A 20,474-nucleotide genomic window follows, 5' to 3' on the forward strand; every position below is an offset into this window, starting at 1 on the left:
CGGGGTAGCGCACACATGATCGAGTTGCCGGGCTACCTGCAGTGGCTGGAGCCCGTGGTCGGGATGGAGTGGCCCGAGGGCAACGAAGACGAGATGTGGGCGCTCGCCGAGGATTGGCGCACCGCCGCCGCTGAGCTGACCGCCGCCATCGCCGATATCGAGGCCGCCAAGGCCGCCGCGCTGAAGGCATATCCGCACGGCGATGGCGTCGACGATATGCGGCGCGGCTTCGACAGCATGATCGAGGGCGACCAGTCGATCGCCAAGCTCTCCGAATTGTTCGGCCAGGTCGGTGATTCCGCGGACAGCGTCGGCACCGAGATCGAGTACGCGAAGCTCATGTACTGGTCGTCGCTGGCGCTGCTGGCCGGTGAGCTCGCGGCCGCCTGGCTCTGGCCGCCGACCGCGCCCGCGGTGCAGGCGGTGGCCATCGGGCTGACCCGGATCGCGGTCCGGATTCTCGGCCAGCGGGTGGTGCAGGCGATCATCCGGCATGTCGGGAAGCTGGCCGCCTCCAAGCTCGCGCAGTTCATGCTGCGGCACGTCGCCATCGACACCGTCCTCGGGACGGTTCAGGAGCTGGGCATCCAGCAGTACCAGGTCGACCAGGGGCATCGCGACAACGTCAACTGGGAGCAGGTGGCGGTCACCGCGGTCAGTTCGGCGGCGGGTGGTGCGGCGGCAGGGCCGCTCGGGGATCGTATCGGGCGGCGGTTCGGCGACAACTTCCTGAGTGCGGGGCTGGCGGGAACCGGAGCCGGGTTGGCCGGTGCCACGGCGGGCTTCGGGGCCAGTGTGGTGACCCAGTTCGGGATCGATTGGGCGCAGGGCGGGTGGGATCAGGCGTGGCAGAACGCGTCCGCGACGCCGCTGGACTGGCGGGTGTTCACCGCCGGGGCGTCCAATGGGCTGGCGTCCGGGTTGAACAAGCGGGCGGCTAATCAGGGGTGGAACCATGTTCGGCCGGACCTGTTCAACCGTCCGAGTTTCGGGTCTCGGCTCGATGCGTTGTTCGCGCCGGGTGGGGGTTCGGGGGGTGGTCCGAATGGTGGTGGAAACGAGGGTGGTGGGGGCAACCAGGGTGGCGGTAACCAGGGGGGTGGCAACCAAGGTGGCGGCGACGGGGGCAACTCCGGGAACAATGGCCGGGGTGGCTCCGGGGGAGAAGACGGCCAGGGCAACAACGGCCAAGGGGGCACCCGAGGCAACGGCGATCAGGGTGGCAGCGAGGGCAACAACGGCCAGGGGGGCACCCGGGGGAACGGTGATCAAGGTGGCAGCGAGGGTAACGACGGTCAGGGTGGCGACCAGGGCAATACCGGCGGGAACGACGGCGGCAACACTGGGGAGAGCGGAACCGGTGACCAGCGGGCCGGTGACGCCGAAGCCGATGGGCGGGGCGACGATTCCACCGAGGGGGCGAACGAGCGGGAGTCCGCCGACACCACGCGCGCGGGCGACGCCGAGGGCGACGTCTCCCCGGCGGGCCGCGACGGCAACGAGGCCGAGACCCGGGCCGGGCTCGCCGACGACTCCGGCTCGGACAACTCCGGCCGGAGCCGGGGCGGCGAGCCGGAAGGCGTCGTCGCCGGGAGCGACCCGTCCCGCACGGCGGACACCGGCTCGCAGCGCCTCGACGGGGACACCGGCAGCGTAGCGACGCCGGAGACGCCGACCGGCGCGGCAGGCGACAGCACCCGCACCGGGGCCACCGACTCCGGTCAGAACCCGCCGGGGTCCGCCGCCACAACCACCGGCGGCGCGGTTCCAGTGACCGGCGCCGCCGGGCAACCCACCTCCTCGGGCAGCAATACCTCCTCGACGCCCCCGCAGCAGGGCTCGAACACACCCGGGGGCGAAACCCGGCAGAGCCCGGTCCGCCCCGGGGGCGCAGCCCCCGACGTCCGGCCCGCCACGCCAGCGGACAGCGCCCGGCCGGAGAGCCCCCGTCCCTCCGGCAGCGAGCCGCGCGCCGGGACGCCGGAGAGCCGCACCGGCGATTCCCGCCCGCAGCAGCCCGGCCGCGCCGGGGTCGCCGACGCACCGCGCGCGGCCGACGGCCGGGCGGGTGTGCAGGGTACGGCGACCGGCAGCACTCCGCCGCCGCGTACCGGCGCGGTGATCGACGGCTCGGATCCGGCGCGCTCGACCGCCGCGCCGGAGGACGCGCGGCCCCGCGTCACCCGCCCGGTCGCCCAGGAACCGGTCGCGGGCCCGCGCACCCCGGAGTCCGGCAGAGAAGGCGTGGCACCCGGTAGAGAAGGCGTGGCACCCGGCCGGGACAGCGCTGCGCCCGGCCGCGATCAGCAATCCGGCCGGGACAGCGCGGCACCCGGCCGCGACCAGCCGAACTCGGCGCACGGCGAGCGGCCGGGTACCCGGCGTGACCCGTCCGATCCGAGCGGCGGGCCGCTGCCCGAGTACCCGGATGCCACCCGCAGGCCGCCCGCGGACACCGGGGAAATCGAGGACGGCGCCGACCCCGCGCGTCCGGATCGGTCGCGTCCGGACGGGTTGCCGGACTCCGAACCGGTGGGGCCGGAAGCGGCACTACTCGCCGGGCCCGCGGCGGTCGCGGCCGCCGAGAACGGCTCCCGGCACCAGCGTTCCGACTCCGCACCGGGAGTGGATCGTGCCGAGGACGGGCGGCGCGATGACGATCCACGCGATCCCGACGACCCGCGCGACCCGGCCGTGCGCGGGCTGGAGCTGATCCGGGACCTCACCGGCAGCGAGGTGATCCGGCTCCCCGATACCGACACCGGGCTCGCCGGACGCTCCCGCGCGGATATCGAGGATGCCGCGGGCGCGCCGCTGCGCCGCTTCCCCGACCACGACGCCATCCGGGACGTACTGCGCTACGAGACCGGCCCGGACGGGACGATCCTGCGCGATGCGGCCGGGGCGCCGATCCCGCGCCCGGACGGCGCCTCCGCGCTGGTGGTGGACGACTACGCGGGTGCCGACGGAAGCCGGGTCGGCGCTGCGGCCCATGTGCTGATCCTGCGCGACGGCGAGGTCGTCGTACACGACCCGGAGACCGGGATGGTGCACGACTTCCCGCCGATGATCCCGCGCCGCGGCGTGCGGCCGGTGCAGACCCGGGCCGTGCTCTTCGACTCCGACGGTATCCCGGTCCGGATGGAAGATACTCCAGCGCAGCAGAATTCGATGGCGAGCGATCCGCTGCCCGCCAATCCGTCCGACGTGCCCGAGCCCGTCGCGGGTGGCGATCCGCCGCCCCCGGAGGACAGCGGGGACGCGCCGCCGCCGTCCGCGGACGCCGGTGGCGGCACCCCGCCGGTCGAGCCGCCGGACGCGCCGCCCACCCCCGCGGACGGCGACGACGACGATTTCGGGCGGGACCGGGAGGGCGATCTGCAACGCTGGGCGCGGTTCCGCGCCGAACAGGCCGACATGGAGGCGCGGCTGGAGGCCGCCCGCGCGCAGTGGCTGCGCGACCTGGCGGAGACCGCCGCCCGCTACGACCTGCCGCCCGGGATCGGCGACTCCGAGTGGACGCTGCGCATGCGCGCCGAGCAGGCCGAATGGAACACGCGCATGCGCGCCGAGCTGGCCGACTGGCTCTGGGAGATGGCAGGTGGGCGGCCGGACCCGGCCGGGGTTCCCCTCCGGGAACCGGACTCGATGCCGGTCGCCGCCGATCGCGACGCCACCCCGCCTCCCGGCGATCGGGATGCGCCGCCGAGGGCCGATCAGGAGCCGGATCGGAGCAATCCTGGCGATCTCCGGCCTCCGGGGGAGCGGGATCGCCCCACCCCCGGGGACGAGGCTGCGGGTCAGCCGGTGGACCGGGACGCCCCGGAGTCCGAGGGCGAGCGCCCGGTGCCGCGCAGTGACGAAGGGACCCGTCCGGATGCTGCGGGCGAGCCCCGTCCGGATGCTGCGGGCGAGACCCGCCCGGATGCTGCGGGCGAGACCCGCCCCGACGCCACTGACCAGCCCCGTCCTGACGCCAATAGTGAGACCCGCCCCGAATCCGACGATGACACCCGTCCCGACCCCGGCCCGGACACCCGCCCGGCGGCCGACGAGTCGACCCCGGACCGCGATGCCGCGCGGGCGGAGTACGACGACCTGCTCGCCCGGCGCAATGACCTCGCGCGCGAACTGGAGTTCTGGCGCGCCAAGCGGGACGACCGCGTCGGCCGCCTGCTCGACGTGGAGAATCCGGATCACGCGCTCGGCACCAGGGAGGAGCTGGCCCGAACCATCCTCCGGCTCTACGACGAAGCCGGTTTCCGCCGCGACGAAATCGGCCCGACCGGTGAGGAGCTGCCGCGGCAGCGGCGATCGCAGAATTCGCCGGAGGAGGTCGCGCGCCGCCGGGAGGCGCTGCGCAAGCTGATCGAGGCGGCCGAGCGGGTGATCGAGCTCAGCACCGAGCTGTCCCGGCTCGACAACCGGATCGCGGAGCTGGAGCGGACGGGTTCGCTGGATCGCCCGCCCGCGGCGGAGGCAGTGGCCGAGCTGGACCGGTTGGCGCGCGAGCGTGCCGAGGAGTTGCTGCGGATCAAGCCGCGTCGCGGAATGCGGGATGATCTGGCACAGCGTCTCGGCGTGGTGGACGAAACGGGCGCGGTGGACGAGGGCGCCCTGAGCCCGGATCGGCTGGACGAGACCCTCGACGACCTGCGGGCGCGGGATCCGGACAGCACGCGCGAGGTCGAAGCGCTCGGCGATGCCGCCCGGGATGTGAACGCCTCGAACAACGAGGTGGGGCGGCTACAGGACACGATGGCCGAGGTCGCCGGTGCGTATCGGCGGGACATCGAGGCCGAGGGCGGCCGGATGCTGACGCCGTCGGTGGGGTTCGTCGACGGGGAGCGGCCGCGGCTGGTGGTGTACGGCCCGCGCGACGAGACCGGCCACCCGCTGGCCGATTTCGACGCGGCGCTCGACGACGCCCTGCGCCGCAACCCCACCGCCGCGCAGGCGATGGTGCGTCCGGAGACGACGGTCGAGTACCGCCGCGTCACCGCCGATCGCGCGGGCAACTGGCGGATCGAGCAGGTGCCCGGCCCGGAGATCCGGCGGTTCCGCAGCCCCCCGAACCAGGGCAGGCCCGGTCTCGACATCACGCTCTGGCGGGACGCCGACGGCACGCTGCGTGCCGTCGACCCCACCGCCCCCGATCGCGAGCGCGGCGGCGACGCGCCGAGGACGCCGAAGGCGTACAAGGACCGCGATCTCCCGGAGGGGGTCAGCGGCTGGGCGGTGAACCAGGTCCAGGGGGCGGTGCAGGACGTGTTCGCCGACGCCCCGATCGACCCGAACACCGGGCTGCCGCAGGAGGGCATCAACGAGGATCTGCTGCCGCACATCCCCGGGCAGGGCCCGTCGGTGGATCCGCGCGTCCCCACCTACGAGCTGCCCTACGCCGACGCCGCCGGCCACCTCATGCGGGTCATGCTCGAGGTCGCCAAACTCTCCGGTTTCACCTGGTACGCGGACCCGAACGATCCGTTCCGGGTGCACCCCGGGTTCCTCGGGCACCCGTGGTTCCGGGCGAGCCCGCCGGAGGTGCAGCCGATGGTGCGCACCTGGGGTCCGGAGCAGGCGGCGGCGGACGACGGTGACGTCGGCGACGGCTGGAAGCAACGGCAGCGGGCGCGCGAGGAGGCGTGGGCCGAGGTCCAGAAGTGGGCCGACGAGCAGTACGCGCGGTTCCGGGCCGATGACTCCGATGTGGATCGGATCGCGGAGCACGAGCTCGAGCGGGCCAGGCACCGGGAAGAGGTCGAGATCCCGGCCGAGGCGCGCGCGATCGTCGACGCGATCGACGAGCGGCTGGTGCGCGGGGACCGGGGGCTCGATCCGCTCGGCGATCTGGACGCCCAGCGGCAGCGGCTGGACGAGGAGATCGATCAGGTCGCCCGCGACCTGGAGCCCCGGTTCGCGGACTCGAATCCGGAACGCGTGCGCGACCTGGTCCTCGAGCTGCGGGAGCAGTTGCGCAACGGTGCCGATCCGGCCCGGCTGGCGGAGGAGGTCGCCGAGCGGTTGCGCCGCGAGCCGCCGCTCACCCGCGAGGAGATCCTGCGCGTCAAGAACCACCTGATGCGCGACGAACACCTGGTGCTCGACGCGGACACGGGGCAACTGGTTCGCCGCGGGCTGGACGCGGTCGCCGACGTCGCCGAGGCGTGGCAGCGGCTCATCGACGGCAATCCGCTGCCCGCGGATCGGCTGCTGCTGCGCGACGCGCTCGCCGAATCCGACTTCCTGCGCACGTCGGACAACCTCACCTGGCACGAGGCGAACGCGCACGTCGCCGGGCTCGACGGGCTGCACTGGGATGCCGAGCGGCCGCCGCTCACCGAGTGGCGCGAAGGGATTCCGTTCGCGCCGTGGTCGCAGGCGACGCCGCCGCCGGGGCAGGAGCCGCCCGGGTTGCCGCCGGGCGGCGACGATCCTGCCCTGCCCCCTGGGGCGCCGCGCGATCCCGATGCCACCCGTCCCGACGGCGGGACCGCGGACGCCGCAACCCGCCCCGGCGACGAAACCCGCGCGAACGACGAGACCCGTTCTCCGGTTGTGACCCGCCCGGACGACCACGCAGCGGATACGACGCGGACCGAGAACCCGCCCGCCGACGAGCCGCGCCCGAATTCTCCGCGCCGCGCGACCGAACCTGTTCCGCAGTGGCCCGACGCCACGGCGCCCGGCTACCCCCGCCCCACGAGTGGGGATAGCGGTGCGACGCGGCCCGCTCGCCCGCAGCCCGATCCCGCCGAGAACCGCGCGGATCCGATCGCGGAGGAGAACCCGGACGCCCCGGAACCGGTGGCCGACACCGGCGGCGGCACCCCGCCGCCGGACCCGCCGGACAGCGCGCCGCCCGCGCGAGGCGACGACGGCAGCCCGCGCCGAGAGGGGGAGACCGACGCCGAGTGGGTGGCGCGGATGCGCGCCGAGCAGGCCGAGTTCGAGGCCAGGATGGAGGCGGAGCGCGCGCAGTGGCTGCGCGACCTCGCCGATTCCATCGCCCGCGACCGGACCGAACCGGGCGTCGGCGACGACGAATGGCTGCTCCGGCGACAAGCCGAGCAGGCCGAGTGGAATGCCAGGATGCACGCCGAGCGCGCCGACTGGCTCTGGGACATGGCGGGCGGCCGCCCGGACGACGGGGACATCCCGCCCGCCGCCGACCCCACCGGCCCGGAAACCCCGCCGGACAGCACCCCGCTCAGCGACGGCGCCCGGCCGCCCGGCGACGAGCCGGACGCCACCCCGCCGAGCGCCGACCCGGACCGCACCCGCCCCGCGAACGCCTCCGACCCGGTGGACCCGCCCGGCGAGCCGGACACCAGCCCCGGCGAGCCGCGCGACTCCGCCGACCGCACGGCGGAGTATGACGACCTGCTCGCCGATCGCACCGACCTCGCGCGCGAACTGGAGTTCTGGCGCGCCAAGCGGGACGACCGCATCGGCCGCCTGCTCGATATCGACGATCCGGAGCGCGCGCTCGGCAGCAGGGAGGAGCTCTCCAGGACCATCCTGCGGCTGTTCGAGGAGGCCGGCTTCCGCCGCTCGGAGATCGGGGCGATGGGCGAGGACACGGTGCGCGACGTCCGCACCCGGAACTCCCCGGAGGAGGTCGCGAGCCGCCGGGAGGCGCTGCGCAAGCTGGTCGCGGCGGCCGAGCGGGTGATCGGGCTGCGCGAGCGGCTGGCGGACGTGGACCGGCGGATCGCGGAGCTGGAGCGCTCGGGTTCGCTGGATCGCCCGCCCGCGGCGGAGGCGGTCGCGGAGCTGGATCGGCTGGCGCGGGAGCGCGCCGATGAGCTGCTGCGGATCAAGCCGCGCCGCGGGATGCGCGACGATCTGGCGCAGCGGCTCGGCGTGCCGGACGAGCAGGCCCTCGGCCCGGATCGGCTGGACGAGACCCTCGATGACCTGCGGCGCCGGGATCCCGATGCCGGGCGGGAGATCGAGGCGCTCGGCGACGCCGCTCGGGATGTGAACGAGGCGCACACCCGGATCGGGCGGCTGCAGGATCGGATGGCCGAGGTCGCCGGTGCGTATCGGCGGGATATCGAGGCCGAGGGCGGCCGGATGCTGACCCCGTCGGTGGGGTTCGTCGACGGGGAGCGGCCCCGGCTGGTGGTCTACGGCCCGCGCGACGAGACGGGCCGCCCGCTGGCGGATTTCGATGCGGCGCTGCACGATGCGCTGCGCCGCGATCCGACCGCGGCCAGGGCGATCACCCGCCCGGGGACGACGGTCGAGTACCGCCGCGTCACCGCGGACCGCGCGGGCAACCGGCGGGTGGAGCAGGCGGCGCCGCCGGAGCTCCGCCGCTTCCGCAGCCCGGCCGGGCGGGGCCTGCCCGGCCTCGACGTCACCATGTGGCGCGATGCCGGCGGCGTCTGGCACAGCGTCGACCCGACCGCTCCGGACCGCCACCGCGGTGGCGACCCGGCCACCGTCCCCAAGTCGTTCAAGGAGCGCGACCTGCCCGAGGGGGTCAGCGGCTGGGGCATGAACCCGATCCAGGCGTCGGTGCAGGACGTCTTCGTCGATCCGCCGGTGGATCCGGCGACCGGGAAGCCGCAGGAGGGCGTCAACAAGGATCTGCTGCCGCACATTCCGGGGCAGAGCAACCCCTCGGTGGATCCCGGCATTCCCACCTACGAGCTGCCCTACGCCGACGCGGCCTACAACATCGTGCGGATCATCCTGGAGACCGCCAAGCTCTCCGGCTTCACCTGGTACAACGACCCCGACCAGCCCTACCGGATCCACCCGGGCTTCAAGGGGCACCCGTGGTTCCGGGCGAGCCCGCCGGATGTGCAGCCGATGGTGCGGAACTGGGGGCCCGAGCAGGCCGCCGACGACGGCGGCGACCTCAGCGACCAGTGGAAGCAGCGGCAGCGCGCCCGCGAGGAGGCGTGGGACGAGGTCCAGCGCTGGGCCGACGAGCAGTACGAGCGGTTCCGCGCCGACGACGGCGATATCGACGCCATCGCCGCCACGCTGGACGAGCGGCGCGCCGCGGAGCGCGCGCAGGCTCTGGACGAGGCGCAGCGGATCATCGACACCGTCGCGGATCGGTTGATCCGGGGCGACCGTGGGATCGATCCGCGCGCCGATTTCGACGCCCAGCTCCGGCGGTTGCACGACGAGATGGACCGGGTCGCGCGGGAGGTGGCGAACCGCTTCGCCGACGCGGACCCCGAGCGGGTGCGCGATGTCGTCGACGACATCCGCGAGCAACTGCTCGACGGCGCTGACCCCGGCCGGATGGCGGCGGAGCTCGCCGAGTTGCTGCGCCGCGACACCCCGGAGTTCACCGAGGCGGAGCTGCGGCGGATCAAGGACCACCTGATGCGCGACGAGCACCTGGTGCTCGACCCGGACACCCTGCGGCTGGAGCGGCGCAGGCTGGACGCGGTCGCCGATGTGGCGGAGGCGTGGCGGCGGCTCGTCGACGGCAACCCGCTCCCGGCCGACATCCTGCTGCTCCGGGACGCGCTGGCCGAGGCCGATTACCTGCGGTCGTTCCGCGATCGGGACGATCCGAACGTCACCTGGCACGAGGCGAACGCGCACGTCGCCGGGTTGGACGGGCTGCACTGGGACGCCGAGCGCCCGCCGCTCACCGAGTGGCGCGACGGCATTCCGTACGCGCCGTGGAGCCAGGAGACCCCGCCCCCCGGCCGCCGAGCGCTGCCGGGCGGCGACGATCCCGCGCTGCCACCGGGCGGCCCCCCAGACGTGCCCCGTTCCGGCGAGCCGCACCCGGACGACACCCGCTCCGATGACATGGCAACGGACGAGGGGGACCCGGACCCCGCGGCCGCCGCGCTGCGAGTGGAGCTCGCCGCGCTGGACGAAGCCTTCCGGCGCAATGAGGAAGCGGCCGCCGCCGCGCACCGCGAGCTGCTCGACCGGTTGGATCGCGCGCACCGCGAGCTGAACGAGCGCTTCGACGAGCTGCTCGCGGGCACCCCCGATACCACGCCGGATCCGGACGCCGCCGTGCAGCGCGAACTCGACCGCCTGGACGAGACCATGCGCCGCAATGCCGAGGACGCCGAGCGCAGGCACCGCGAGGTCATGCGCTACCTGGAGGACCTGCGCCGCGAACTGGCCGGGGAACCGGAGCGGTCAACGGCCGACGACGCCCTGAGCCGGGAGCTGGAGCGGCTGGACGAGGCGTTCCGCTGGAACAGCGAAGCCGCCGAGCGCGAGCACCGCAGGCTGCTCGACCACCTGGAGGCGCTGCGCCGCGAGCTCTTCGGCACCGATGAACCCGGCGACCCCGGCGAGCCGGACCCGGACGAGCCGCGCAACTCCGGCGGCGCGATCCGCCCCGACGACGACCTGGACGCCCTGGACTGGGCCGACGAAGCCTACGAGGTCTTCCGCGGCGACGGGTCGGACATCGACGCCATCGCCGCGACCCTCGCCGCGCTGGACGATCCGGCGGGCGCCCCGCTCACCAGGGACGAGATCGCCCAAATCAAGGACCACCTGTTCAACGCCGCGCACCCGATCGAGGATCCGGACGGCACGGTGGAGCGCAGGCAATTCGATGCCGATCCGAGTATCGCCGAGGCCTGGATCCGGTTGCGGAACGGCAACCCGCTGCCCGCGGATCTGGTGCTGCTGCGGCACGAACTCACCGAGTCGCGGATCATGCGCGACGATCCCGGGCTGACCTATCAGCAGGCGCATCACCGGGCCAACACCAGGCACAATTGGCAGGCGAACATTCCGCCGCGCACCGGCGAGAGTTACGAGACGGGACGCACCGATGGCACTGCTGATCTACTTCGCCCGGATCAGGGAGGAGACGACCGAGGTGGAGTACCGCTTCGGCCCGGCGCGGGACCAGCTGAACAGCACCCTGATCATCGACAAGACGGACCGCAGCGTCCGGACCGGCACTCCGGCGGACGCTCTCTCCCGGACGACGGCGGGCCAGATCCTGCGGCGGGCCCGCAGCGCGGGGACCTGGCCGGAGAAGGGCGTGATCGCCTCGTAGCACCAGGCGCAGGCTGGCCGGTGGCCGAGGCCGCCGAGCTCAGGCACTCCCCGCCGCCGGAGCCGGAGTCGAGCGCGGTCCGGGAGGTGCTGTCCGCCACCGAGACCGGGCGCTGGGCGCTGCGGGTCTTCGACGAGGCGGGGATTCCGCCGCGCGTCGGCGAACCGGCGGGCGGGCAGGTCGAGCAGGCGGCCGCACTGGTGGAGGCGGCGACCCGGCTGGCAGGCGAGCCGCCGACGACCCCGGACGGCGAGCGCCGGGCGCTGGCGGAGGCCATCGGGCGGCGCGCCGAGATGCTCAGGGAACTCGGCGATCTCGGCGTCGATACCGGCACCTCGCGCGATCCCATCGAGCGGGCCGTCGCGGCGGCGCTGGATCGCACCTTCCTCGACGCGCGCGACGCCGCCATGGCCGAACTGCTGCGCGCGCAGCCGGAATCCGATCCGGGGCCGCTGCGCCTCCTGGCCACCCGGGCCGGGGTCGAGGCGCTGCTCGCCGGCCCGCTGCTCGCGGAGCTGCCGGTGCCGGACGCCACGCCCGTCCACCCGGCCGAGCCGGTCGCGGGTCCGCCCGCCGATCCCGCCCCGCGGGCCGACGGCGCGTGGGCCGAGATCCGTCAGGCGCTGCGGCAGAGCCCGGCAGGCGAGTGGGCGCAGCGGGTACTGGCCGAGAACGACGTCCGGCTCCGGTTCGGGGACGATCCGGAGACCGCCGTCACCCGCGGCGCCGACGGCGGGCGCACCGTGCGCGGCCCGGCGGCCGGCTACGACCCGGGCACCAACACCGTCCGGCTGCCCGTCGACGGCAGCCTGCGGGACCACCTCGCCGAGCTGGTCCGGACGGCGGCCGCGCTCGAGCAGCGCGGCGGCGGCGCACCGGAGCGGCTCACCCTGCCCCGCGACGAGTACGTCGGCACCATGCTGGACCGGCAGGCCGAGGCGGAGGCGCTGGCCATCGCGCACGCGCGCGCCTGGGATCGGCCGGGTACCGACGCGCTCACCCGCACCTATCTGGCGGCCGTCGACCGGGCCGCGGAGACCGCCCGCGGGCTGTTCCGCGGCGCGGGGCCGATCCGGGGCGATCTCGTCGACGCGGCCGCGCACCGCGCCGGGGTGCGCGCGGTGCGGGCGGTGCTCGACACCGCGGGTCCGCTGCGGGACGGCCGGGTGCCGTCCGAGGTGCACGGCGCGGCCTGGGACCGGGCGCACGGAATCGCCGACGACGCGGGCGCGCCCCGCGACCAGGCCCGCACCCGGCCCGCGGAGACGCCTGCCGCCAGGGAGCGGCGTGCCGCGGACATGGCCGACGAGATCGAGGTGCTGCGGCTGCTGCGGGAATCCGGCCGCTTCATTCCGCTCGGCCCCGCCGAACGCGCCTACCGCACCGCCTACGACCGAGCCTACCGGGCCGCCGCGCGAACCGATCCGACCGGCATCGCGCCCGAGCGGACGGCCGGGCGGGCCGGGCTCGACGCGCTGACCAGGTACCTTCGCCGCACCGGCACGGAGAACGCCGAGCTCGCCTTCGATGTCGCGCGCGCCGCGGCCGACGGCGGCACCGGCAGGCAGTGGGGCGATCCGCGGCCCGACCCGGTGCGTCCCGAACCGGACGCCGCGCGCGCGGCCGACCCCGATCGCGCGGCCGAGCAGGCCCGCGCGGTCACCGACCGGGAGCTGCACCGGCCGGGTGCGCAGCGGCTCACCGACCACGTGGTGCGGATTCCGGACGGGGAGCACGGCAGCCCGTACCGCCTGGTCGTGGCGGCGCCGCCGGGCGGGCACATCGACGCACTGCACGATCTCGCGCTACGCCACCCCGAATACCGGAACGTGCTGTGGGATCGCTCGCACGAGCTCCGCTACCTCGCCGTGTCGGACGGCCCCGGCGAGACCCCCGAGGTCCGGCGGCTGCCCGCGGACGTCGCCGAGGGGCCGTACCGGCGGCCGACCCGGACCGAGGCCGTCGACCAGCTGCTCGACCACTACCTGCGCGAGCGGGCTGCGGGGCGCACCGATCTCGGCTACGACACGTGGCTGCGACAGCTCGGGCCGCGTGCCTTCTACGACGCCGAGACGGCGGGCAGGCCGCTCGGCGACGAGTCTGCGGAGAGCCTGCGCGGTCCCGGCTGGTTGCGGCACGACTTCCTCACCGACACCAACCACTACCCGGCCGCCGACAGCGCGGGACCCGCGCACCCGGCCGAGATCGTGCGCCGCTTGCTGACCAGGCAGGTGCCACTGCCGGAGCCGACAGCGGTGCCGATTCCGCCGCGCGCGCACCCGTACCCGATCGACCTGGGCGGCACGCGGGTGACGGTGTGGCTCACCCCGGACGGCGCGGGCAGCTGGCGCCCGGCGCCGCCGACCCCGGCGGGGCGGGCGAGCGACGTCGTCGCCAGGCACCTGCCGCACATCTCCGACACCGACCCGCGGCGGCTCGCCGAGCGGATCGGCCGCATCCTGAACGACGCCGGTGCGGACCTGCGGCAGGCGGGCCCGCCGCCCGGGCTGCTGCGCCGGATCGCCGACCGGCTGCCGTTCGGCGGCCGGGACGCCGATCCGGGCCTCGCCGCCGCGCCGGACGAACCGGGGCTGCTCGCGGCCCGCGACGCCGCCGACGTGGAGCAGCCACGGGACGGCGACATCCTCTACGCGGGCACCCTGCCCGAGGGCGGAACCCCGCTGTACCGGGGGATTCCGCGGCTGCTGGCCGACGGCTCGGAGAACCCGGCCTACCGGGAAGGGCTGCGCGGGCGGGCGGTGCCGCGCGGCACCGCCGACCTCTCCGCCGACGACCACATCCGGCAGTTCCACAGTGCGGAGAGCGACACCACCTCCTGGTCGCGGCGGCTCGACGCCGCGCGGCACTTCGCGGGCGCCGACGGCCTCGTCCTCGAGTGGCGGACCGGCGCGCCGCCGGAGGGCGCGACCTGGAAGTTCAAGCCGATCTACGACCTGCCGGACGAGTTCTCCCAGGTGCTGATCCAGGGCACCGTGCCGGAGACAAGGGCGGTCAGGCACCTGCCCGCGCCCGAGAGCCCGGAGCCCATGCGGGCCTCGGATCCCGACCGCGACGCCGCCGCCCCGGAGCCGGACCGTGACGCCGCCGCGGAGCCGGACCGTGACGCCGCCGCCGCGGAGCCGGACCACGACGTTGCCGAGCCGCTCCGGGACGCGGAGGAGCCGCGCGGGGCACCGGACGACGACGAATGGTCCCGGCTCGCGCCGCGCGAGGTCGGCGAGCGCCTCGCCGAGGTGCTCGGCCTCGACCCGGAGCGGGTTCTCGGCTTCGACCGCCCCGACCTCGACTCGACGGTGGCGCGGGAGTTCGCCCGCGGCATCGCCGAGACCTTCGCCGACCATCCGCACGCGCGGCCGGACAGCGTCGGTTTCGGCGAGGTGCCCGCCGACATCCACGGCCGCCGCCCGATCGCCGTCTCGCAGCCGCGCACGGACCGCGCCACCGGCGTGGTCCGCACCGAATCCATCACGCTGAACGGGGATCTCGCGAGCGACCCGGCCCGCTTCCGCGCGCAGCTGACCGATGGCGTCGATCGCGGCGACTACCACCCGTCGGTGCTGGACCGGCCGGTGTACGCCACCGCCGTCCACGAGTACGGCCACGCCATGGATTACGCGGCCGGGCGCGTACTGCGCGCGGTCCTCGAGGACCTGCTGATCCAGCGCTACCTGAACACACCGGGCGCGATGAGCGACGGCTACGAGCAGTGGGTCCACCAGCTCAGCGGCTACAGCTTCGACGAGCACGGTGAGCTGAACCCCGCCGAGGCGATCCCCGAGGCGTTCCTCGACGTCCGGCTGCACGGCGAGAATGCCTCCGAGCCGGCCCGGATCATCCACGACGCCCTGCTCTACCTCTCCGAACTGCCCGCCGACCCGCCCCCCGACCCGAGCGGCCCCGACGACCCCGGCCCGCTCGACGGCGGCTCAGCCCCGGCCCGCGTGCCGGACGACGAGTGGTCGCGCATGGGGCTGGAGGAGATCGGCGAAACCCTGCGCACGCGGCACGGTTTCGACGAGGTCACCGGTTTCGCCGACACCGACCCGAGCCTGCCGCCGCTCGACCTCGAGATGGTGCGCGACTACGCCCGCGCGATCGACGCCATGCTCGCCCGCTACCCGCAGGTCGATATCCGGGCGCTGCACATCGCGCCGATCACCAGGCCCGACGGCCGGGTGGTGTTCGGCGAGGCCCAGTGGCAGGTGCACCCGGACGACATCTACCGCTACTACACCGAGTCGATCACGCTGAACGAGGACATGCTGCGCGACCCGCGGCGGTTCGAGGCCATGAAGCAGCGCGCCGAACGGTTCGGCACCTCGCCGCGGAACGTGTCGCAGCGCCCCGCCTACGCCGTCGCGCTGCACGAGTTCGGGCACGCGCTGGATTCGGCGGGCGGCATGCGGGCCCGCGGCCAGGCCGAGGAGCTGCTGCTGGAGTACTACGCGGAGACGCACCCCGAGGTCGATCCGCTGGCGTTCGAGGTGTGGCTCGGCGACCTGAGCGGCTACAGCTTTCGGCAGGGCGACCTCAACTCGCCGGAGGCGCTCGCCGAGGCGTTCCTCGATGTGGAGCTGAACGGGGAACGCGCCTCGGAGCCGGCCCGGGTGCTGCACGCGCTGCTGGTCCGAGAGGCCGTCGACAGCTATTACGACACCATCGACCGGGACGTCGCCGCGCCGCCGCGGGGGCCGGAACGCCGGCCCGGCGTCGACTCCGACGCGCTGCCGGACCCGGGCGACGGGCTCCCCGACACACCCGGTGATCCGGATCCGGTGGTGGCGGGCGAGGCTCCGCCGCTGCCGGAGAATCTCCGGGAGATCGTGGTGCAGGTCGACGGCGCGGCCGTCCCGCTCCGCGTGGTGCCGGACGGCGACGACAGGTGGCGGGTGCTGCCGCAGGACGCCGCGCCGGAGCAGCTCCGCTCGGCGGCGCCGGACGAGCGCGGCGCGATCCGCCGGGAGCTCGATTACGTCCGCGATCGGCTGGCGGGCGGCTACTACGCTGCCGCAGGCAAACCGCCATCCGGCTCCGGTTTCGACAGCAAGGGCACCGCGGCCGCGGTGGACGGGGTGGCCGCCATCCCCGAGCTGATCGATCCGGCCCCGCGGCCGCCCGCGAGCCCGGCGCCCGACCCGGACCAGCCGGTGCTCGGCCCCGCCCCGGAGAGCGGCGATTCGGCCATGCCGGTGATCCGCATCCTCAAGGAGGGCGCGCTGGTCTGGCTCAATCGCGAGCATGTGCCGGTGCTCGGCCGGTTGTCGGCGCGGCAGCCGGACGCCGCGAGCGAGCACGTCCCGCTGCGGGACGCCGACGGCGGCGAGTACCGGCCGTGGCTGGACGACGCGGACCCCGACCTCGCCCGCGAGATCATCACCGATCAGCTGCGGGCCCGCCGCACCACCCCGGACCAGGCCCGCGCCGATCTGCGGGCGCTGCTGCCCGGCGCCACCCCCGAGCAGCGCGCCCGGGTGCTCGGCGACCTGGTCCGGCACGGCCTGCTCGACGCGGCCGACGCCGCGGCGCTGGATCGGGAGCCGCCCGCGCCGCCCCCCGCCGAGCCGCTCGAACCGCCCAGGGACGGCGAGACGCTGCGGGAGACCGCCGAGCGCCTCGGCTTCGACCTGCCCGACGAGGACCGGGACACCGTGCGCCGGGTACTGGACGAGGAGGAGTACCGCACCGTCCGGGCGGCGGCCGCCGTCGAGGGGCTCGCCGACGCGCTGCGCCGCTACCGGGACGAGGCCACCCGCCCCTACCGCGACGCCGACCTGCCCTTCGACCCGGATGGCGGCGACCCGGCCCGGGATCTCGGCGACGCCGAGCACCGGCCCCGCTACGCGGATCGGCCGGACCCGGCGGGCCGCCCGGTTACCTTCGGCGACGCGGTCAGCTTCGCGGACAGCAACCCGCTCACCCGGTTCCTGCGAGAGATGGTCGCCGCCTTCGGCACCCACCCCGGGCTGCTCGACTACCAGGCCGTCGGCAACGGCGCCGACCCGATCGCGGTCTGGGGCGACGGCGACGAACTGGGCCGCGATCAGGGCCTCGAGGAGTTCTTCAAGCACGCGCTACGGCGGGATCAGCTGCTGGACGAGCTCTCCACCTGGGCGTACCTGAACGACGCCGACATCACCGCGCTGCGCGCGGCGGAGCCGGACCGCGCGGCCGCCATCCTCGACGACCTGCGCGCCGCGGCGACGGCCCGCGCGGAGCGGCTCGCCGAGTTCGCCGCCGCCGCGGAGCGGCTGCTGTATCCGGCGGGCACCGACCCCACCCCCGTCGGCGCCGAGCTCGGGCCGCAGGCCGGGCTGCTGCCCGTCGCGGGCGGCCCGGACCGGGTGCTGCTGGTCGACGGCCCGCACGACCGGGCCCAGGTACTGGCGACGCTGCTCGACCGCGACCCCGCGCTCGCCGCCGCGCTGCGCGAGGGCCGGATCGTGCCCGACTTCCGCACCGCGCGCACCGACTGGACCGGCCGGGTCCACCTCGATCCGGAGCCGACCCCGGAGTTCCGGCGGCACCGCGCCGACGTGGACGGCCGCACGCTCGACGTCACCCTGACGCGGGATCCGGGCGGCGAGTGGCGGCCGGTGCAGCCGCTCGACCCCGGCGCCGCCGGTGCCCCCGCGCGGCCCCTGGCCCCGGACGCACTGCTACGCGATCTCGTCGGCGCCGCGCGTGATCTCGGGCTCGGCCCGGACGACCTGGGCCGGGATGCCTGGCGGGACCGGCTGGCCGACCTCCGGCTGGACAACGCGGTGCGCGCGGCGCAGCTGGAGGCGCTCGGCGACTTCGCCCGCTCCGCCTACGACATCCAGACCTTCCACGACCTCGGCACCGTCCGCGGCCGACTCGCCGCCCGGCTCGGGGCGGCGGAGGCCGCGATCACCCCCGGGCTGCTGGTCGACGCGCTGATCGAGCAGCCGTCCCGCCGGGCGCTGCGCGCCCAGCAGTTCGAGGACGTCGCCGCCTACGCCGGGCAGCTGCGGAGCACCGACCCGGCCGGGGGCGATGCCGCCGGGGACCGGCTCGCCGAGCGCCTCGGCGTCCCGCCCGCACACCTCCATCCCCCGAAGTACCGGACCGACGAGCGGGGCAGGCTGGTCCTCGGCAGCGCCGAGTCCGGCCTCGACCCGCGGAAGCTGCACCGGCTGGTCCGCGGCCTCGACCGCACCGACCGCGCGCTGCTGCGCGACGCCTTCACCGAGTACTTCGCCACCCTGCTCGGGATCGACCCCTACCTCGGCGTGCTGCGCGGGGACGGCACCCCCGACCCGCGCTCCGCGGACGGCACCCTGCCGGTGCACGACCCGGCGGCGATGAGCGACCTCCGCGACATCATCGCCGGTGCGCTGCGTGGCTCCGGCGCTACCGATTTCGCGCACCGGGTCGCCGAAGCCGCGGCGCGCCCGCATCCCGGCGATCCCGACGCCGGGCGAGCCCGACCGCAGCCGGGCGACGACTGGTCGAAGCTCGTCGGCGTCGACGTGCCGGATGAGAGCGATGCCCAGTTCCGCAAGGTCTACGAGGCGTATCGGGACGGAAAGATCGACCGGCAAGAGGGGCTCGACCCGCAGCAGCTCGCCGCCGCGCTGGAGCGCATGCGCGGTGCGGTGCGCGACCGCGCGGCCCGCATCGATACCCTCGCCGAACTGCTCGAACAGTTCGCCCGGGTGGAGCGGTGGGCGGCCGCGGACCGTGCTCCCGGCGATCCGTCCCCGCTCGGTGCCGGTCCTCCGGATCGGGGTACCGATCCGCCCGCGGATTCTCGCTCGGAGTGGAAGCGGCGTGCCGATGCGGAGCTCGCGGAGTGGTCGGCGCGGATGCGTGCTGATCTGGACGAGTGGGTGGCGCGGATGAATGCCGAGCACCGCGCCGAGCCTGCCGCGCCGCGCCGGGACAGCGCCGATGGCCGAGTCCGGCCCGGCGACCCGGGTGCCGGAGACGATGGTGGCGCGGGTGGCCGGGTTCGGCCGGGCGATGCGGATCGGGACGGTGACGCGGCGGCCGAGGGCGGGGCTGGGGGCCGTGATCGGCCGGGCGATCCCGATCGGAGCGGGGTTCCGGACGGGACCAGATCGGCTGGGCGGTCGCATATTCCGCATCCGCCGAAGTCGTACGAGTTCGAGTTCCCGGAGCAGCTCCACATCGATCGGCAGGCGTGGCCGGTGCCGCCGCCGGTCGAACCGTCGCAGCAGGTTCCGCCGGGTGGCGAGCATCGGCCGGTGCGGCCCGCTCCGGTGCCGGGCGATGCCCCGGTTCCGCCCGGCGCGGACGCGACGTGCCCGCCGGACGCGCCGGGTGCGGACTGCCCCCCGCAGGGGCCGGACCCGCAGACCGGTGCACCCATCGCCGACCCGCCGGGCGGCGTACCGGTCCCGCCGGGCACCGGCCCGAACCCGCCCGCGCCCGGCCCGCACCCGCCGGGCGACAGCAGCCCGAACCCGTGCCCGCCTAAAGGCGATTCGCCGTGCCCGCCTGGTGGCCCGGGTCAGTTCCCGCCGGTTGGTCCCGGTGACTTCCCGCCGGGTGGCCCTGGTCAGTTCTCGCCGGGTGGCCCTGGTCAGTTCCCGCCGGGTGGCCTTGGTCAGTTCCCGCCGGGTGGTCCCGGTCAGTTCTCACCGGGGGGCCCTGGTCAGTTCCCGCCAGGTGGTCCCGGTGACTTCCCGCCCGGCGGCCCTGGTCAGTTCCCGCCGGGTGGTCCCGGTGGCTTCCCGCCGGGCGGTCCAGACCAGTTCCCGCCGAACGGCTCCGCCCACTTCCCGCCCATCGGAAACGGCGAGCGCCCCCCGCTGGACCCGAGCGCCCCGAACCCGGGAACCGCACCCGGCGGAGGCCCGAGCGGCCCCGGCTACCCGCACATCCCCACACCGAACGGATGGCCGCACCCGCCCGTGCCCACCCCGGCCCAGCACCACCCGGACCAGGGAACCACCGGCACACCGCCGATCCCCCCGCCGATGATGCCGCCGCTCACCCCACCGCCCGGCCGGGGCAACGACCGCCGCCCGGCCCCGCACCGCGACCGCGCACCCTGCGGCCCGCTCCTGGTACGTCCGTACGCCGGCTTCGGCGTCCCGACCGAGTTCGATCCGGAGACCGGCGCACTCCGGGCGAACGGCGGCGCGACGGGCTCGCAGGCGGGCGTCTACGCCGACCTCGGCGGAGCCCTCGTCGTCTTCTACCGGAGCGAGAACGGCCTGACCCTGTGGCTCGGCCACCGGGTGCTCGACCTGGAGAATCCGATCGCGGTCGACTGGTCCGACCTCGGCGGCGGCACCACCCGCCTGACGGTGCAGGCCGCGGACGGCCCGCCGCTCGAACTGCGCTACCGCACCAGCACTCCGGAGATGGATCTCGGCCTGTTGATCCGTGACGTGCTCGCCGATCCGGAGCGGCGGCACGGGATATTCCGGTAGACGCCCGAACGGGACCG

At 75.3% G+C, this 20,474-nt stretch carries 1 protein-coding gene; it reads left to right on the plus strand.

Going from position 1 to position 20,474, the window contains the following annotated elements:
* Positions 1-15 precede the first annotated feature (15 nt).
* Positions 16-20,457: a hypothetical protein gene (locus LTT61_RS22600; RefSeq protein ID WP_233016064.1), complete on the plus strand. Its 20,442-nt coding sequence runs from the start codon at positions 16-18 to the stop codon at positions 20,455-20,457.
* Positions 20,458-20,474: the final 17 nt, after the last annotated feature.

This window comes from Nocardia asteroides (genome assembly GCF_021183625.1).
In the GTDB taxonomy this organism is placed as follows: Bacteria; Actinomycetota; Actinomycetes; order Mycobacteriales; family Mycobacteriaceae; genus Nocardia; species Nocardia asteroides_A.